Annotated in this window: 12 protein-coding genes; 6 read left to right on the top strand and 6 right to left on the bottom strand. The window is 60.6% G+C overall.

Going from position 1 to position 13927, the window contains the following annotated elements; translation table 11 throughout:
• The first annotated feature begins 14 nt into the window (after positions 1 to 14).
• From AOC04_RS07135 to AOC04_RS07125, 3 genes are read left to right on the top strand one after another with little or no spacing between them, the layout of a single operon-like run.
• Positions 15 to 1259, top strand: a complete 1245-nt coding sequence (locus AOC04_RS07135; protein ID WP_060691902.1) for an exonuclease SbcCD subunit D C-terminal domain-containing protein — start codon at positions 15 to 17, stop codon at positions 1257 to 1259.
• Positions 1256 to 4897: an AAA family ATPase gene (locus AOC04_RS07130; RefSeq protein WP_060691899.1), complete on the top strand. Its 3642-nt coding sequence runs from the start codon at positions 1256 to 1258 to the stop codon at positions 4895 to 4897. Before AOC04_RS07135 ends, AOC04_RS07130 begins: the two co-directional genes overlap by 4 nt.
• On the top strand, positions 4894 to 5475 hold the full coding sequence (locus AOC04_RS07125; RefSeq protein ID WP_060691897.1) for a glutathione S-transferase: 582 nt from the start codon (positions 4894 to 4896) through the stop codon (positions 5473 to 5475). The genes AOC04_RS07130 and AOC04_RS07125 overlap by 4 nt, the downstream gene beginning before the upstream one ends.
• Before the next feature lie 93 nt (positions 5476 to 5568).
• Here the strand turns inward: AOC04_RS07125 and AOC04_RS07120 are convergent, their stop codons facing one another.
• Entirely contained in the window at positions 5569 to 6108 is a 540-nt protein-coding gene (locus AOC04_RS07120) for a cytochrome b (RefSeq protein WP_060691895.1), read from the bottom strand.
• The gene (locus AOC04_RS07115; protein WP_060696893.1) at positions 6105 to 7187 is read right to left on the bottom strand and encodes a catalase family peroxidase; all 1083 of its coding nucleotides are present in this window, start codon (positions 7185 to 7187) and stop codon (positions 6105 to 6107) included. The genes AOC04_RS07120 and AOC04_RS07115 overlap by 4 nt, the downstream gene beginning before the upstream one ends.
• A gap of 185 nt (positions 7188 to 7372) precedes the next feature.
• Here AOC04_RS07115 and AOC04_RS07110 point away from each other — a divergent pair, with 185 nt between their 5' ends.
• Positions 7373 to 7879, top strand: coding sequence for a sigma-70 family RNA polymerase sigma factor (locus tag AOC04_RS07110; protein WP_060691893.1), 507 nt, complete (start codon positions 7373 to 7375; stop codon positions 7877 to 7879).
• The gene (locus AOC04_RS07105) at positions 7876 to 8628 is read left to right on the top strand and encodes an anti-sigma factor family protein (RefSeq protein ID WP_060691892.1); all 753 of its coding nucleotides are present in this window, start codon (positions 7876 to 7878) and stop codon (positions 8626 to 8628) included. Before AOC04_RS07110 ends, AOC04_RS07105 begins: the two co-directional genes overlap by 4 nt.
• A gap of 81 nt (positions 8629 to 8709) precedes the next feature.
• On the opposite strand, the gene AOC04_RS23930 is transcribed toward AOC04_RS07105, so the two are convergent.
• The 4 genes from AOC04_RS23930 to AOC04_RS07090 all read right to left on the bottom strand — a co-directional run bounded on the left by AOC04_RS23930 (position 8710) and on the right by AOC04_RS07090 (position 11889).
• Positions 8710 to 8883 carry a hypothetical protein gene (locus AOC04_RS23930; protein ID WP_167344879.1) on the bottom strand — a complete coding sequence of 58 codons (174 nt, stop codon included), beginning with the start codon at positions 8881 to 8883 and terminating at the stop codon, positions 8710 to 8712.
• 141 nt (positions 8884 to 9024) lie between these two features.
• A complete protein-coding gene (locus tag AOC04_RS07100) occupies positions 9025 to 10197 on the bottom strand; it encodes a lactonase family protein (RefSeq protein ID WP_060691890.1) in 1173 nt (390 codons plus the stop codon).
• Positions 10187 to 10486 carry a DUF5629 family protein gene (locus AOC04_RS07095; RefSeq protein ID WP_003444766.1) on the bottom strand — a complete coding sequence of 100 codons (300 nt, stop codon included), beginning with the start codon at positions 10484 to 10486 and terminating at the stop codon, positions 10187 to 10189. The genes AOC04_RS07100 and AOC04_RS07095 overlap by 11 nt, the downstream gene beginning before the upstream one ends.
• A gap of 80 nt (positions 10487 to 10566) precedes the next feature.
• On the bottom strand, positions 10567 to 11889 hold the full coding sequence (locus tag AOC04_RS07090; protein ID WP_060691888.1) for an MFS transporter: 1323 nt from the start codon (positions 11887 to 11889) through the stop codon (positions 10567 to 10569).
• 190 nt (positions 11890 to 12079) lie between these two features.
• Between AOC04_RS07090 and AOC04_RS07085 the strand changes: the two genes are divergently transcribed.
• Positions 12080 to 13816 carry an IlvD/Edd family dehydratase gene (locus AOC04_RS07085; RefSeq protein WP_060691886.1) on the top strand — a complete coding sequence of 579 codons (1737 nt, stop codon included), beginning with the start codon at positions 12080 to 12082 and terminating at the stop codon, positions 13814 to 13816.
• The last annotated feature ends 111 nt before the right edge of the window (positions 13817 to 13927 follow it).

Here is a 13927-nt window from a genome sequence, read left to right as displayed (position 1 = left end):
TTACGGACTCTGTCATGCGCCTGTTTCACACTTCCGACTGGCACCTGGGGCAAAACCTCCACGGCCAGGAACGCGACTTCGAACACGCTTGCTTTCTGAGCTGGCTATTGGACCGGCTGGGTGAGCAGCAGCCGGACGTGCTGCTGATTGCCGGTGACATCTTCGACACCGTCAACCCGCCGGTCAAAGCCCAGGAACGGCTCTACGACTTTATCGTCAGCGCCCACGAGCAACAGCCCAAGCTGACGATCGTCATGATTGCCGGCAACCACGACTCCGGTTCGCGGATCGAGTTGCCGGCACCCTTGATGCGCCGCCTGCGCACCCACGCGCTGGGCCGGGTGCTGTGGCTCGATGACGGCCAGCTGGATGCAGAACGCCTGCTGATCCCGCTGCCCGATGCGTCTGGTGAAGTGGCCGCCTGGTGTCTGGCGCTGCCGTTTCTGCGACCCGCCGAAGTCACTGGCGCGCAGTTGGGCGACGACTACCTGCGCGGCATCGGCCAGGTCCATGAATGGCTGATCGCTGCGGCCAACGCCAGACGCAAGCCCGGCCAGGCCCTGATCGCCATCAGCCACGCGCACATGGCCGGCGGTTCAGTCTCGGAAGACTCCGAGCGCAGCCTGATCATCGGCAACGCCGAAGCCCTGCCCGCCAGCCTGTTTGGTCCAAGCATCAGCTATGTGGCGCTGGGGCATTTGCACAAGCCACAGCGCGTCAACAGTGAAGAGCGCATTCGTTACTGCGGTTCACCGATCCCGCTGTCGTTCTCGGAAATCGGCTACCAGCATCAGATCCTCGATGTGCAGCTCGATGGCGAAACCCTGGTCAGCGTTGAACCGCTACTGATCCCGCGCGCGGTCAACCTGCGACGCGTAGGCCCGGCACCGTTGGCACAAATCCTCAGCCAGCTGGCCGAACTTCCCGACATCGACTTGCTGGCCGACGCCCTGCGCCAGCCCTGGCTCGAAGTGCGGGTAACGCTCGACGAGCCGCAGCCAGACTTGCGCCAGCAGATTGAAACCGCACTACAGGGCAAATCGGTGCGCCTGGTGCGCATCGCTGCCGAATACGCCGGCAGTGGCAAGCGCAGCGAAGATGAAGACAGCGCGCGCCTGATCGAACTCGATCAACTGACCCCCCAGGAACTGTTCAGCCGTGCCTGGCAAGAGACCTACGCCAGTGAAGCCGACGAGCAAACCCTCAAGGACTTTGCGCAGTTGCTGCAAGAAGTACAGCTGGAAGGTGAACAGCCATGAAAATCCTCGCCATCCGCCTGAAAAACCTCGCCTCGCTGGCTGGTCCTTTTGAACTGGACTTCACCGCCGAGCCCCTGGCCAGTGCCGGGCTGTTTGCGATAACCGGCCCCACCGGAGCCGGTAAAAGCACCCTGCTCGACGCCTTGTGCCTGGCGCTGTTTGGTGCCGTACCGCGCCTGAGCAACACCGGGCGCGATGCCAAGGTCCCGGATGCCGATGGCGAAGTGGCCACCGGCGACCCTCGTACCCTGCTGCGTCGGGGTACCGGCGAAGGCTATGCCGAAGTTGACTTTGTCGGCATCGACGGCCGCCGTTACCGGGCCCGCTGGGAAGCCAATCGCGCCCGTGAGAAAGCCACCGGCAAGCTGCAGGCCAGCCGCCAAAGCCTGCGCGACCTGGACAGCGACCAATTGCTGGCCAGCCAGAAAGGCGATTACAAAGTGCAGCTGGAAGCGCGCCTGGGGCTCAACTTCGAGCAGTTCACCCGCGCCGTGATGCTGGCCCAGAGCGAATTCAGTGCCTTTCTCAAAGCCGACGACAACGAGCGCAGCGAGCTGCTGGAAAAACTCACCGACACCGCGCTCTATACCCGCCTGGGCAAGCGCGCCTTCGACAAGGCTAAAGAAGCCCGCGACATCCACAAGCAACTGCAGGATCAGGCGGTGGGCGTTACCCCGCTTGCGCCGCAACAACGCGCCGAGCTGGACCAGCACTACAACGAGGCCCGGCAACAGCTGACTAATCGCCAAATCCAGCTCAAACAGCTGGAGCAACAACACACCTGGCTTAAAACCCTGCGCGAGCTGCAAGAGCAACAGCTCAGCGCCGCCGAGCAACTGCAACACGCCCAAACCCGGTGGGACAGCCAGGCCGACCAGCGCCACAGCCTCAACCTGCTGGAGCAATTGGCGCCCCAACGCCATCAATTTGCCCGGCTGGCCGAACTGGATGCCCAGTCAAGCCCGCTGGCCGAACAGATCAGTGCCCACCTTCGCCAGCAAAGCGTGCTCGGCGAACAACAAACCCGGCTGCAGCAGGCCCTGCAAACCGCCCGGCTGGCGGCCACCCAAGCCCAGACCGGGCAACGTGAATCCGCGCCACTGGTACAGCAGGCGCACCTGGCCCATGCCAACCTGGACCGCCTGACCCAGACCCTCAGTGACCAGCAAGCGCTGGCCCGGCAGGCTCAACAGGCCTGTGCCGAGGGTCAGCAAGCCCTGAACCAGATGAATGAGCGCCAGCAACAAGGCGCCGAACGCCTTGAGCACATAGCCCGCCAACTGGAGCAAAGCACTGACCAGGCCCCCCTGGCCAATGCCTGGGACGCCTATCGCCCACGGTTGCAGCAACTGGTTCGACTGAGCAACACCCTGAGCACCGGACACAAGGAACTACCCGCCCTCGAACAAAGGGCCGAACGGGCTGCCCGGGAACTGAACGAGCTGCGCAACACCCTGGAAATACTGTTCCAGGAAGCCGAAGCAGAGCCACAGGCGGTCAACGAGCAAATCCAGACCCTGGGTAGCCTGCTCACTGATAACCGTCAGCAACAGCGCGCGTTTGAAGACTTGCAGCGCCTGTGCAGCAGCCAGCTCGCACTGGATGCCCGCCTGCAGGCGGTACAACTCAAGCTGCAGACTCTGCTGACCGAACGCGAACAGTTGATCGCACAAGGCACCGCGACCAAAAAACAATTCGAGTCTGCCGAGCAAGCCCTGCTGGTCACCCAACAGCTGCTCGAACGTCAGCGACTGGCCCGCAGCGCCAGCGTCGAAGAGCTGCGCGCCCAGCTGCAAGACGATCAGCCGTGCCCGGTCTGCGGCAGCCATGAGCACCCCTATCACCAGCCAGAAGCGCTGTTGCAGAGCCTCTCGCGCTTTGACGAGGAAGAAGAGGCCAACGCCCGCAAGGTGGTCGACGGCCTCAAGGAAACCTTGATTCAGTTGCGTGAAAAAGTGGGCGGGGTCAATGCCCAGCACCGCGAGTTTGTGCAGCAACACCAGCAAATTCTCGATGAACAACAGAGCCTGGCTCCGAGCCTTGAGGCCCATGCACTGTATCCACAATGGCTGGCACAAGACCCGGCCAGGCGCGAACAGTGGCTGAGCCAGCGCCTGAGCGGGCTGCAACACAGCATCAATCAGGATCAACAGCGCCAGAACACCCTGCTCGCCCTGCAAAAAGAAGCGGCGCAGTTACAGGGGCAGGTGCAGCGCAGTCACGAAGCCAGTCAGGTTGCCGCGCAACAACTGGCCGAACAACGCCTGCACCTTAATGCCGATAACCAGCGGCTGGCAGATGAGCTGGCGCAATTCGCCAACCTGCTGCCAGCGGTGACTCTCGCGGCGCTGCGTGATAACGCATCAGCCTGTTTTATGGCGCTTGACCAGCAAGTGGCGGATCGCCTGGCGCAGCTGGATCAACAGCGCGATGAACAATCGGAACAGACTGAACGGGCGAGCAAAATCGAGCGGGCGCAGTATCAGCAAGCCAACATCACTAAAGAGCTCGAAACCCTGCAACGCAGCGTGCTCGAACTGACCGCGCAACAGCAGACAGGCCAGCAGGCCCTCACCGACTTGCTCGGCGATTACGCCAGCGCGCAACGGTGGCAGCACAGTCTGGAGCAGGCAGTGGAACAGGCCCGCGTGGCCCAGACCGAAGCCGAACAGGCCTTGCAAGCCAGTGCCAACCAGTTGCTGCAACTGGCAGCCGAACTCAAGGCACAGCAGGAGCGCCAGCACGGGCTGCAACAGGAACACGCCAGCCTCAGCGCTCAGGTTGCGCAATGGCGCGCGCAGCACAGCGAACTGGATGACAGCCGTTTGCAGCAGTTGCTGAGCATTGACCAAGCACAACTGCGCGAATTGCGCGTGCAATTGCAAAACAGCGAAAAAGCAGTCGAGCAAGCCCGCGTCCTGCTGCAGGAGCGCGAGCAACGCCTGAACCAGCATCAGGCCCAGGCCAATGGCAACCTTGACGCCCAGGCGCTGGACAGCGCCTTGAATGAACTGCACAGCCTGATAAACGCCAGCGAGCAGCAATCTGCCGAATTGCGCGCCCGGCAAGCCGAAGATCAACGCCGCCAGGAAGCCAATCAGGCACTGGCACAACGTATCAGCCAGGCCTACGACGAATGGCAGCGCTGGGCGCGGCTCAATGCGCTGATCGGCTCAGCCACCGGCGACACCTTCCGCAAAATCGCCCAGGCCTACAACCTCGACCTGCTGGTGCATCACGCCAATGCGCAACTGCGCCAACTGGTGCGCCGTTATCGCCTCAAACGCGGCGGCAGCATGCTCGGCCTGTTGGTGATGGACACCGAAATGGGCGACGAACTGCGCTCAGTGCATTCCCTGTCCGGCGGTGAAACCTTCCTCGTATCGCTGGCCCTGGCATTGGGTCTGGCGTCGATGGCCTCCAGCACGCTGAAAATCGAATCGCTGTTTATCGACGAAGGCTTCGGCAGCCTCGACCCCGAGTCACTGCAACTGGCGATGGATGCACTGGATGGCCTGCAGGCCCAGGGCCGCAAAGTCGGGGTGATCTCCCATGTCCAGGAAATGCACGAGCGCATACCGGTACAGATCCAGGTACGTCGTCAAGGCAACGGCCTGAGCACCGTGGAGGTCAAATGACCCTGCTCTATTCCTTCCGCCGCTGCCCCTATGCCATGCGGGCGCGCATGGCATTGCACTACAGCGGCGTGCCGGTTTCGATTGTGGAAGTCAGCCTCAAGGCCAAACCGTCCGGGTTGCTGGCAGCGTCGCCAAAAGGCACGGTGCCAGTGCTGGTGTGTAGCGATGGCCGGGTGATCGAACAAAGCCTGGACATCATGCACTGGGCGCTGGATCAGCATGACCCGGACCATTGGCGGCAAGGGATCTGCGGGCCGTTGATTGAAGAAAACGACACCCGCTTCAAGGCCAGTCTGGATCGCTACAAATACGCCAACCGTTATCCCGAGTACCCGATGGAGCACTATCGGGCCATGGGGGAGACGTTCTTGCAGCGGCTGGAAGATGTGCTGGAACAGACACCCTACCTGGCAGGGCCGAACCTGAGCCTGGCGGACGTGGCCCTGGCGCCATTTGTGCGCCAGTTCGCCCACGTCGACCGCGACTGGTTCGAGCAGGCTCCCTACCCGCGCCTGAGAGCCTGGCTGGAGCGGTTTTTGGCAAGCGAGTTATTCACATCAATCATGACCAAATCCTGAACCCCAAACCTGTAGGAGCGAGCTTGCCTCGCGAGCTTTTCCAGGATCAAAAGCTCGCGAGGCAAGCTCGCTCCTACAGGGGGCCCCAGTGTCTCAGTCCTTGGCGCGCAGCATGCTTTGCAGCACCCCGTCCCGGCGTATCCAGCCATGGAACAGCGCCGCTGCCAGATGCAGCAGTACGGTAAAAAACAACAGATACGCCAAGTAGGTATGGGCCTTGCGCAAAAAGGCAAAGGTACTGGGGTTGGCCGGCAATATCCCAGGCAGTTGCAATGAACTGCTGAGCATCACCGGATCGCCCGCTGCCGAAATCATTGCCCAGCCCACAATCGGCAGGCAGAACATCAATCCGTACAGCAGCACATGGGACAGCCTGGCCGCCAATACCTGAACCGCCGGCAAATCCGCCGGTAACGCTGGCTGACGGGTGCTAAAGCGCACAAACAGGCGCACGACCACCAGCAGCAATATCGCAATGCCCAAAGGCTTGTGCAGATTCAACAGCCACTCATGACGCTCGGACACCGATGCCGCCATGCCCGCCCCGATAAACAACATGGCGATAATCATCACCGCCATCAGCCAGTGCAGCCAACGCGCCACGGGAGCGAAGTGTGAGGTAGGGGCGCTCATGGCCGTTTCTCCTGAGATAGCTGATCGACTTCACTGGTGCGCCGCAGATACGAACTGGCATAGGCCGCCGAACGCGCCGCCAGCAACGGGTCATCCGAGCCTTCAATCCCGCTGGGCAGTATCAGCGGGTCATAGTTAATGTCGCGGCACTCACCCGAGTTCTGTTGCTCGGCCTGTAGCAACACCAGCGTGCCGGCGTTGATCACTTTGCGCCCGGCAGGCCAGGCCTTGCTGGCGTCATTGACCGGGTCTCCGGCCTCGGCCAGGGTCAGGTTGAACTGCCATTTCAGCGGCCCTGCGGCCAGGCGCCGGGTCAGGTCCTGCTCCAGATAGTCCGCATTATCGGGCGCAGTGGCACCCGGGGCGTCCTGGCCTTGCGGTACCACGCCCCAGCGCACGGCCTGACGTTGCCCGGCCCCATTAACCAAATAAAAGGCGTTGATGCCGTTGTAGCTTTCAGTGGCGAAGCTGGCAGAAGGCTTCGCGGTTTTGACCCACTGCAGGAACGGTGCGGTTTCAGGGTGCGCCGCAAAAAAACCAGGCATGGCACCCGGCTTGGGCTTGCCCGTTGCCGGATCCGGCGCGCCGGCTTGCAACATCTGGTAGAACGCCTCGGGGGTGCCCACTGCAAACACCGGCATGCTGTTCATGCCGGTACGCCACTGCTGGCCGTTGGCTTCAGTGAAGCGCAAAGCCAGGCTGCGGATCGGCACGCTGCTGTCGGGGGCGTACGGGTTGCCGCTGGGCAAGGCAAAGCGCCCCACCACCGGCGTGCGTCCCGTCTCGAAAACCTGGGCTCTGGACAAGCCATGGGCGTTGCCGCTGCTCTCGAAATACCCCACCACACAGATGCCCTTGGCATGGTTGCGTCGATACCCTGCAAACACACCATTATTGTGCTCCAGGGCCTTCACCAGGGTTTTAGGGCGCAGACGTTGCGAATCCAGCGTACCGTTGACGTAATAAAACGCCCCGGCAATAACGGCCACCACCACACCTATCCCCGCCAGGCGCAGCATCACACTGACGGGGCGCAGCGGTGGTTTGCCAGGCCCCACGGGCGGCAATTGATCTACCATAAAAAACTCCAGGGCCACGGGGCCGTCAAGGTGCATTGCCTATGAGACGAAGGCCGGACAGGCTTATTCCCGCAGTAGAGGATAATTTTTCAGGGATTTATTTTTGCGCCTCGGGAATAACCCTCAATCCTAGTCGTCTACTGGGCTCTAACCCCGACTAACAGACCAACGCCTTGCAGGTGCCCATGCCACCCTTTGACGAGCAACTGCGCGAGCTCATCCCGCGCCTCAGGCGATTTGCACTGTCGCTGACGCGCCACTCCAGCAATGCCGACGATCTGGTGCAAATCTGTCTGGAGCGGGCACTGGGCAGTGTTGCCAGCAAACGTCCTGACGGCGATTTGCGGGCCTGGCTGTTCACTATTTTGTATCGCCAGTTTGTCGACAGCCATCGGCGTTCGCGGCGCTATGCCCGCATGCTCGAATTTTTTACCGGGCGCGATGACACACAGCCCTCTACCGAACGCACGGTCATCGCGCAGTCGACGTTACAGGCATTCGAACGCCTGAGCACCGAGCAACGCGCCCTGCTGCTGTGGGTCTCGGTCGAGGGGTTGAGTTACCAGCAAGTGGCCGACATTCTTGAGGTGCCGATTGGCACCGTGATGTCGCGCCTGTCACGCGCACGCCAGGCCTTGCGCCAACTCAGCGAAGGCGAAATCACCCGCCCTGCCCTGCGGAGACTGAAATGATCACCACCCCGCCCAGTGAGCGCGACCTGCACGCTTATGTCGATTACGCGCTCAGCGAGGCTGAACGCCATCAAGTTGAGCAGTACCTGCAGGCCAACCCTGAAGTCGCCGCCCGGGTGCAAGCCTGGCAGCGCGATGCACAGGCGCTGCGTACCGCCCTGCAGCAAAGCCTGCAGCAGCCGGACAATCCGGCACTCGACCCCGGCGCCATACGCCAGCGTCGGCGCCAGCAGTCACGTCGCCACTGGGCCACGGCTGCGGTGCTGTTGATCGCCGTCAGCGTCGGTGGTCTCGGCGGCTGGCAGGCCAGGCAAATCATTCAGCCTTCCAGTAGCTTGCCCATGGCCGATGCACTGGCGGCACACCGCATGTTTGCGCAACAGGGGTTTCTGCCTGCCGACTACAACGTGCAACAAAGCCATGACATTCAGGGCTGGCTGGACGGGTATTTCAATCAGGCCCAACGCTTGCCGGATTTAGCCGGTTCGGGGTTCAGGCCAGTCAGCGGCCGGTTGCTCACCACCGATCAGGGCGGTGCCGCGATGGTGCTGTACGAAAACGGCCAGGGACAACAAATCAGCTTCTACATCCGCCCGCCCGGCCCGCACAACAACCTGCTGCCACGGGGCAGTCGGCGCGATGGAGATTTAGAGGCTCAATACTGGTCCGGCCCTGGCTACAACTACGCCATGGTCGGTACGGTCGACGGCCAAACGGCAAAATTGCTAGAGACAGGACACAACCTTTAGGAGCGAGCTTGCTCGCGAGCTGTTCCCGGCAAAGCTGAAGAGCTCGCGAGCAAGCTCGCTCCTACAGGGGGGCAGGTCTTTTCAGGATTGGGTTTTATGGTCCAGGGCGGCATAGAAGTTGGCGCTTTGCTGCAGGTATTTCTGGGTATAGCTGGGGGATTTTTTGTCGCTGATGAGCACGCTGGCGTTGGCAGGCAGGGCTACGGTGGCAGAGATGGCGGAAGCAGCAATCACGGAGAAAAGATTGAAATTCATGGCGGTAACCCTCGACGATTCAGTTGGCTTGCTTGCCTTTTCAGGCCGTGAAGCCAACTTAACGCCAAGGGTCATCGCACAGAAATTCATTGCAGCACTAGCCTCTATCAGCGCGATTAATAGAGGGCTGCAAGCCTGTGTTTACGGGCGATTGATGAACTTCAGATCTGAAGGCGCATCCATGGCCAGGGTTTGCAGGGTTTTACCCAGCTTGCCGGTCTGCGGGTCGCGCTCCAGCACCACGATGGCATTGCTCATCTGGTTGGCGATCAACAGGAACTTGCCGTTGGGGCTCAGGGCAAACTCGCGAGGATGATCACCCTCAACCGAACGACGTTGAATTTCGGTCAACTCACCGTTCGCCGGATTGATCGCAAACACCAGGATTTCATTGGCCTTGCCGCGATTGCTCACGTAAAGAAACTTGCCATCGGGCGAAGCATGCACAGCACCTGCGGCACGGTTTTGTGCTGGCTGGCCGTAGGCCAGTTCCAGCGCCTGGCGCTGCTTGAGCTGGCCGTCGGCATAGTCGAACACAAATACCTGGGCACTCATTTCAGTGGTCAGGTACGCGTGTTTGCCGTCCTTGGAGAACAACAAGTGACGCGGACCACTGCCCGCTGGCAATTGGACGTAGGCCGGATCGGCAGCCACCAAAGGATGCTCGGGGTTGGCAGCCGGATCGTACTTATAGACAAAAATCTTGTCGGCCCCCAGGTCACTGGCGAAGACAAACTTGCCGTCCGGTGAAGACACCACCGAATGCACATGAGCCGACATCTGGCGCTCAGGGTTTACCCGGCTGGACGGGTGGCTGCTCATCTGGGTCACAGGTTGCAACTCGCCCTGGGCGTTTATCGGCACCACGGCCAGGCTGCCGCCCGGTTCGGCGTGCACACCATAGTTGGCGACAAACAGGTAGCGCTCGTCGCCGCTAAGGCTGGAATGGGTCGGCTCTTCGCCCAGGGTTTTGACCTGGTTGACCAGGCTCAACTGGTTGGTTTTCGGGTCGATCGACAGGCTGCTGACACGCCCCACCACATCGGCCTGGCCCTGTCCGTTCTCATTGACCACAAACAGGCGGCGCTGGTCACGGGACAAGGTCAGCCACGAAGGGTTGGCGGCCTTGAACACTTGCAACGGCTCGGGTGTGAGCCGCCCGCTCTGACTGTCGAACTGTAAACGGTAAATGCCCTGGCTCTTGCCCTGGGTATAGGAACCCACCAGCAACTCGACCTCAGACCCGAAAGCCGCCTGTGCCGACATAGCGCCAATGCTTGAAGCCATCAACAAGGGTAACCATTTAAACTTCATCAACCACCTCAGTGTCATCGTCGTCATTGCTCGCGCTAAATGCGCTGAGGCAAACCAGGCGGTGCTCACCCGAGTCGCCGGTAAGGGTCCAGCTTTTCAACGCTTCGTCAAACACGGCTGCATCCAGCTGTGCGAGGGTGAAGCTCCAACGTTTTTCGGCACGACCATCCATGCACTTGATGAGCAACTGCACATCGTCCAGAGAAAAATCCCAGGCATGCAGCCCGTCAATTTCCAGCATGTCACTGGTTTCAAGGGCTGCACGCAAGGTCTGGTTTGAATCGCTCATTAATCATTCACCTGTTTGAAAGGCGTAATGATAGGTCAAACCTGCGCACTAACCCACGGATGAATAACTCTGCCGGCTGATTAATGACCGGTGACAGGACGTGCACAGGTCGCAAATTCATCGGATTCAAGCGCATGTTTGCGCTCCAGAGTGCGATACACCACCACCGTCAGAAACAGCCCGAACACCATCACCCCCGACAGGAAGTACAGGCCCGAGGCCAGGTTGCCGGTGTATTCCTTGAGCGCACCGATCACGAACGGACCGATATAGCCGCCCAGGTTGCCCACCGAGTTGATCAGGGCAATCCCGGCGGCGGCACTGGCACCGGCAAAGAAGCGCCCGGGCAATGTCCAGAAAATCGCCGTGCAGGAGAATAACGAGAAAGCCACCAGGCACAGGGCTCCCAGTTGCAGCACCGGCACCGTCAACCATGCACTCAGGAACAGGCCGATCGCGCCCAGTACATAAAGGCCGCCCAGGTGGCCATAACGATCATTCAGGCGATCGGAACTGCGGGGGATTATCAGCAGGCCGATGATGCCGAAGATGTAGGGCACCGAGGACACGAAGCCGGTTGTCAGATCGCTGCCACCAAACTGCTTGATCAGCGTCGGCAGCCACAGGCCCAGGCCGTAGATGCTCAGGGTGACCGGTAGATAGAACAGCGCCAGCAGCAACACCCGCTTGTCTTTCAAAGCATGCAGCGGATTGCCGTGGCGGGTCTGGCCGTATTGCTGCAAGTCTTTTTCCAGCTCGCCGGCCAGCCACTCTTTCTCGTCGCGGGTCATCCATTTGACCTGTTGCGGGCCATCCGGCAAGTAGCGCAGCACCGGCCAGGTCAGCAGGATTGCCGGCAGGCCGATAACGATGAACAGCCACTGCCAGCCATACAGCCCCAGCACTCCGTCCATGCCCAGCAGGCCGCCGGACACCGGGCCGGTGATCATCATGGCGATGGGTTGCGAGAGAATGAACAGGCCCAGGATCTTGCCGCGGTGGCGAACTGGAAACCATTGGGTGATGTAGTACAGGACACCCGGGAAGAAGCCCGCCTCTGCAACGCCGAGCAAAAAGCGCATCACGTAGAAACTGTGCGGCCCCTGGACAAAGGCCATGCCGATGGTAATCGCGCCCCAGGTCAGCATGATCCGGGCAAACCAGCGCCTTGCGCCGAAACGCTCCAGCATCAGGTTGCTGGGGATCTCCATCAAGAAGTAACCGATAAAGAACAGCCCCGCACCCAGGCCGTAGGCCGCATCGCCAATGCCGATGTCTGCGCCCATATGCAACTTGGCGAAGCCCACGGCAGAGCGGTCTAAATAGGCAATCAGGTACAGCAGGATCAGAAACGGAATAAGTTTCAGCGTAATGCGACGAATAAGCCCGGATTCCTGGCTCATATGACGGTCTCCCATTGTTTTTGTTATGGAACCTCTGGAGTGGCCTCAGGCGGAAGAACGCCAGGAACAGCTCTCAGTTGAAGCGGACTATATAGTAATACTATTTACCCAACAACACTTCCAAAGCGCCTAGTTTGAGGATAACTTAGACCATCAAAAACTAATTAGTCATACAATAAGAGAGACCGCAATGTCTGACAAAACCCCTCCACTGCGTTCCGCCCAATGGTTTGGCAGCGCAGATAAAAACGGTTTCATGTACCGCAGCTGGATGAAGAATCAGGGCATCGCCGACCACCAGTTTCAGGGCAAGCCCATCATCGGCATCTGCAATACCTGGTCAGAGCTGACCCCGTGCAACGCCCACTTCCGCACTATTGCCGAACACGTAAAACGCGGCGTGATCGAGGCTGGCGGCTTCCCGGTTGAATTCCCGGTGTTTTCCAACGGCGAGTCGAACCTGCGCCCTACCGCCATGCTCACCCGCAACCTGGCCAGCATGGACGTGGAAGAAGCGATTCGCGGTAATCCGATTGATGGCGTGGTGCTGCTGACCGGGTGCGACAAAACCACCCCGGCCCTGTTGATGGGCGCAGCCAGTTGCGATGTGCCGGCCATCGTGGTGACCGGCGGGCCGATGCTCAATGGCAAGCACAAGGGCAAAGACATCGGCGCCGGCACCATCGTCTGGCAAATGCACGAGTCCTATAAGGCCGGCAACATCAGCCTTGACGAGTTCCTTTCCGCGGAAGCCGGCATGTCGCGCTCGGCAGGCACCTGCAACACCATGGGCACCGCCTCCACCATGGCCTGCATGGCTGAAGCCCTGGGCACGTCGTTGCCGCACAACGCCGCGATCCCGGCAGTGGATTCACGGCGCTATGTACTGGCGCACATGTCCGGCATGCGCGCCGTCGAAATGGTTCGCGAAGACTTGCGCCTGTCTAAAGTGCTGACCAAAGAAGCCTTTGAGAATGCGATTCGGGTCAACGCCGCCATTGGTGGCTCGACTAACGCAGTGATCCACCTTAAAGCCATCGCCGGGCGCATTGGCGTCGATCTGGAGCTGGACGACTGGACCCGCATCGGCCGCGGTACCCCGACCCTGGTAGACCTGCAGCCTTCCGGGCGGTTTTTGATGGAAGAGTTCTACTACGCGGGGGGCCTGCCTGCGGTCCTGCGTCGACTGGGGGAAAACAACCTGATCCCGCACCCCGATGCCCTGACCGTCAATGGCAAAAGCCTGTGGGAAAACGTTAAAAACTCGCCGATCTATGGCGACGACGAAGTCATCCGTGCCATTGAAAACCCGCTGGTGGCTGACGGCGGTATCTGTGTGCTGCGCGGCAATCTGGCGCCACTGGGCGCCGTACTCAAGCCATCGGCGGCAACCCCTGCGCTGATGAAGCATCGCGGCCAGGCCGTGGTGTTCGAGAACTTCGACATGTACAAGGCGCGCATTAACGACCCGGATCTGCAGGTGACTGCCGAGTCGATTCTGGTGATGAAAAACTGCGGTCCCAAAGGTTATCCGGGCATGGCCGAAGTCGGCAATATGGGCTTGCCGGCCAAGCTGCTGGCCCAGGGCGTGACCGACATGGTGCGCATCTCCGATGCCCGCATGAGCGGCACCGCTTATGGCACCGTGGTCTTGCATGTGGCCCCGGAAGCTGCAGCCGGTGGACCGTTGGCGGCGGTACAGGAAGGCGACTGGATCGAGCTCGACTGCGCCAGCGGGCGCTTGCATCTGGACATCAGCGATGCCGAACTGGCGGCACGCCTGGCCGATATTGCACCGCCACAAAAATTGCTGATTGGTGGCTATCGCCAGCTCTATATCGACCACGTCATGCAGGCCGATCAAGGCTGCGATTTTGACTTCCTGGTAGGTTGCCGCGGTTCAGAAGTGCCGCGCCACTCGCACTAAGCCCTGTAGGAGCGAGCTTGCTCGCAAGCTCTTCAACGCGCCAGAGAAAAGCTCGCGAGCAAGCTCGCTCCTACAGCTTGTTCGACAGGTTTTGTGCCACTTACAAAACCC

It is taken from the genome of Pseudomonas versuta, from assembly GCF_001294575.1.
GTDB classification, from domain to species: Bacteria; Pseudomonadota; Gammaproteobacteria; order Pseudomonadales; family Pseudomonadaceae; genus Aquipseudomonas; species Aquipseudomonas versuta.
Note: the sequence above shows the minus strand (reverse complement) of the source record. Positions and strands in the feature narration are given on the sequence as shown.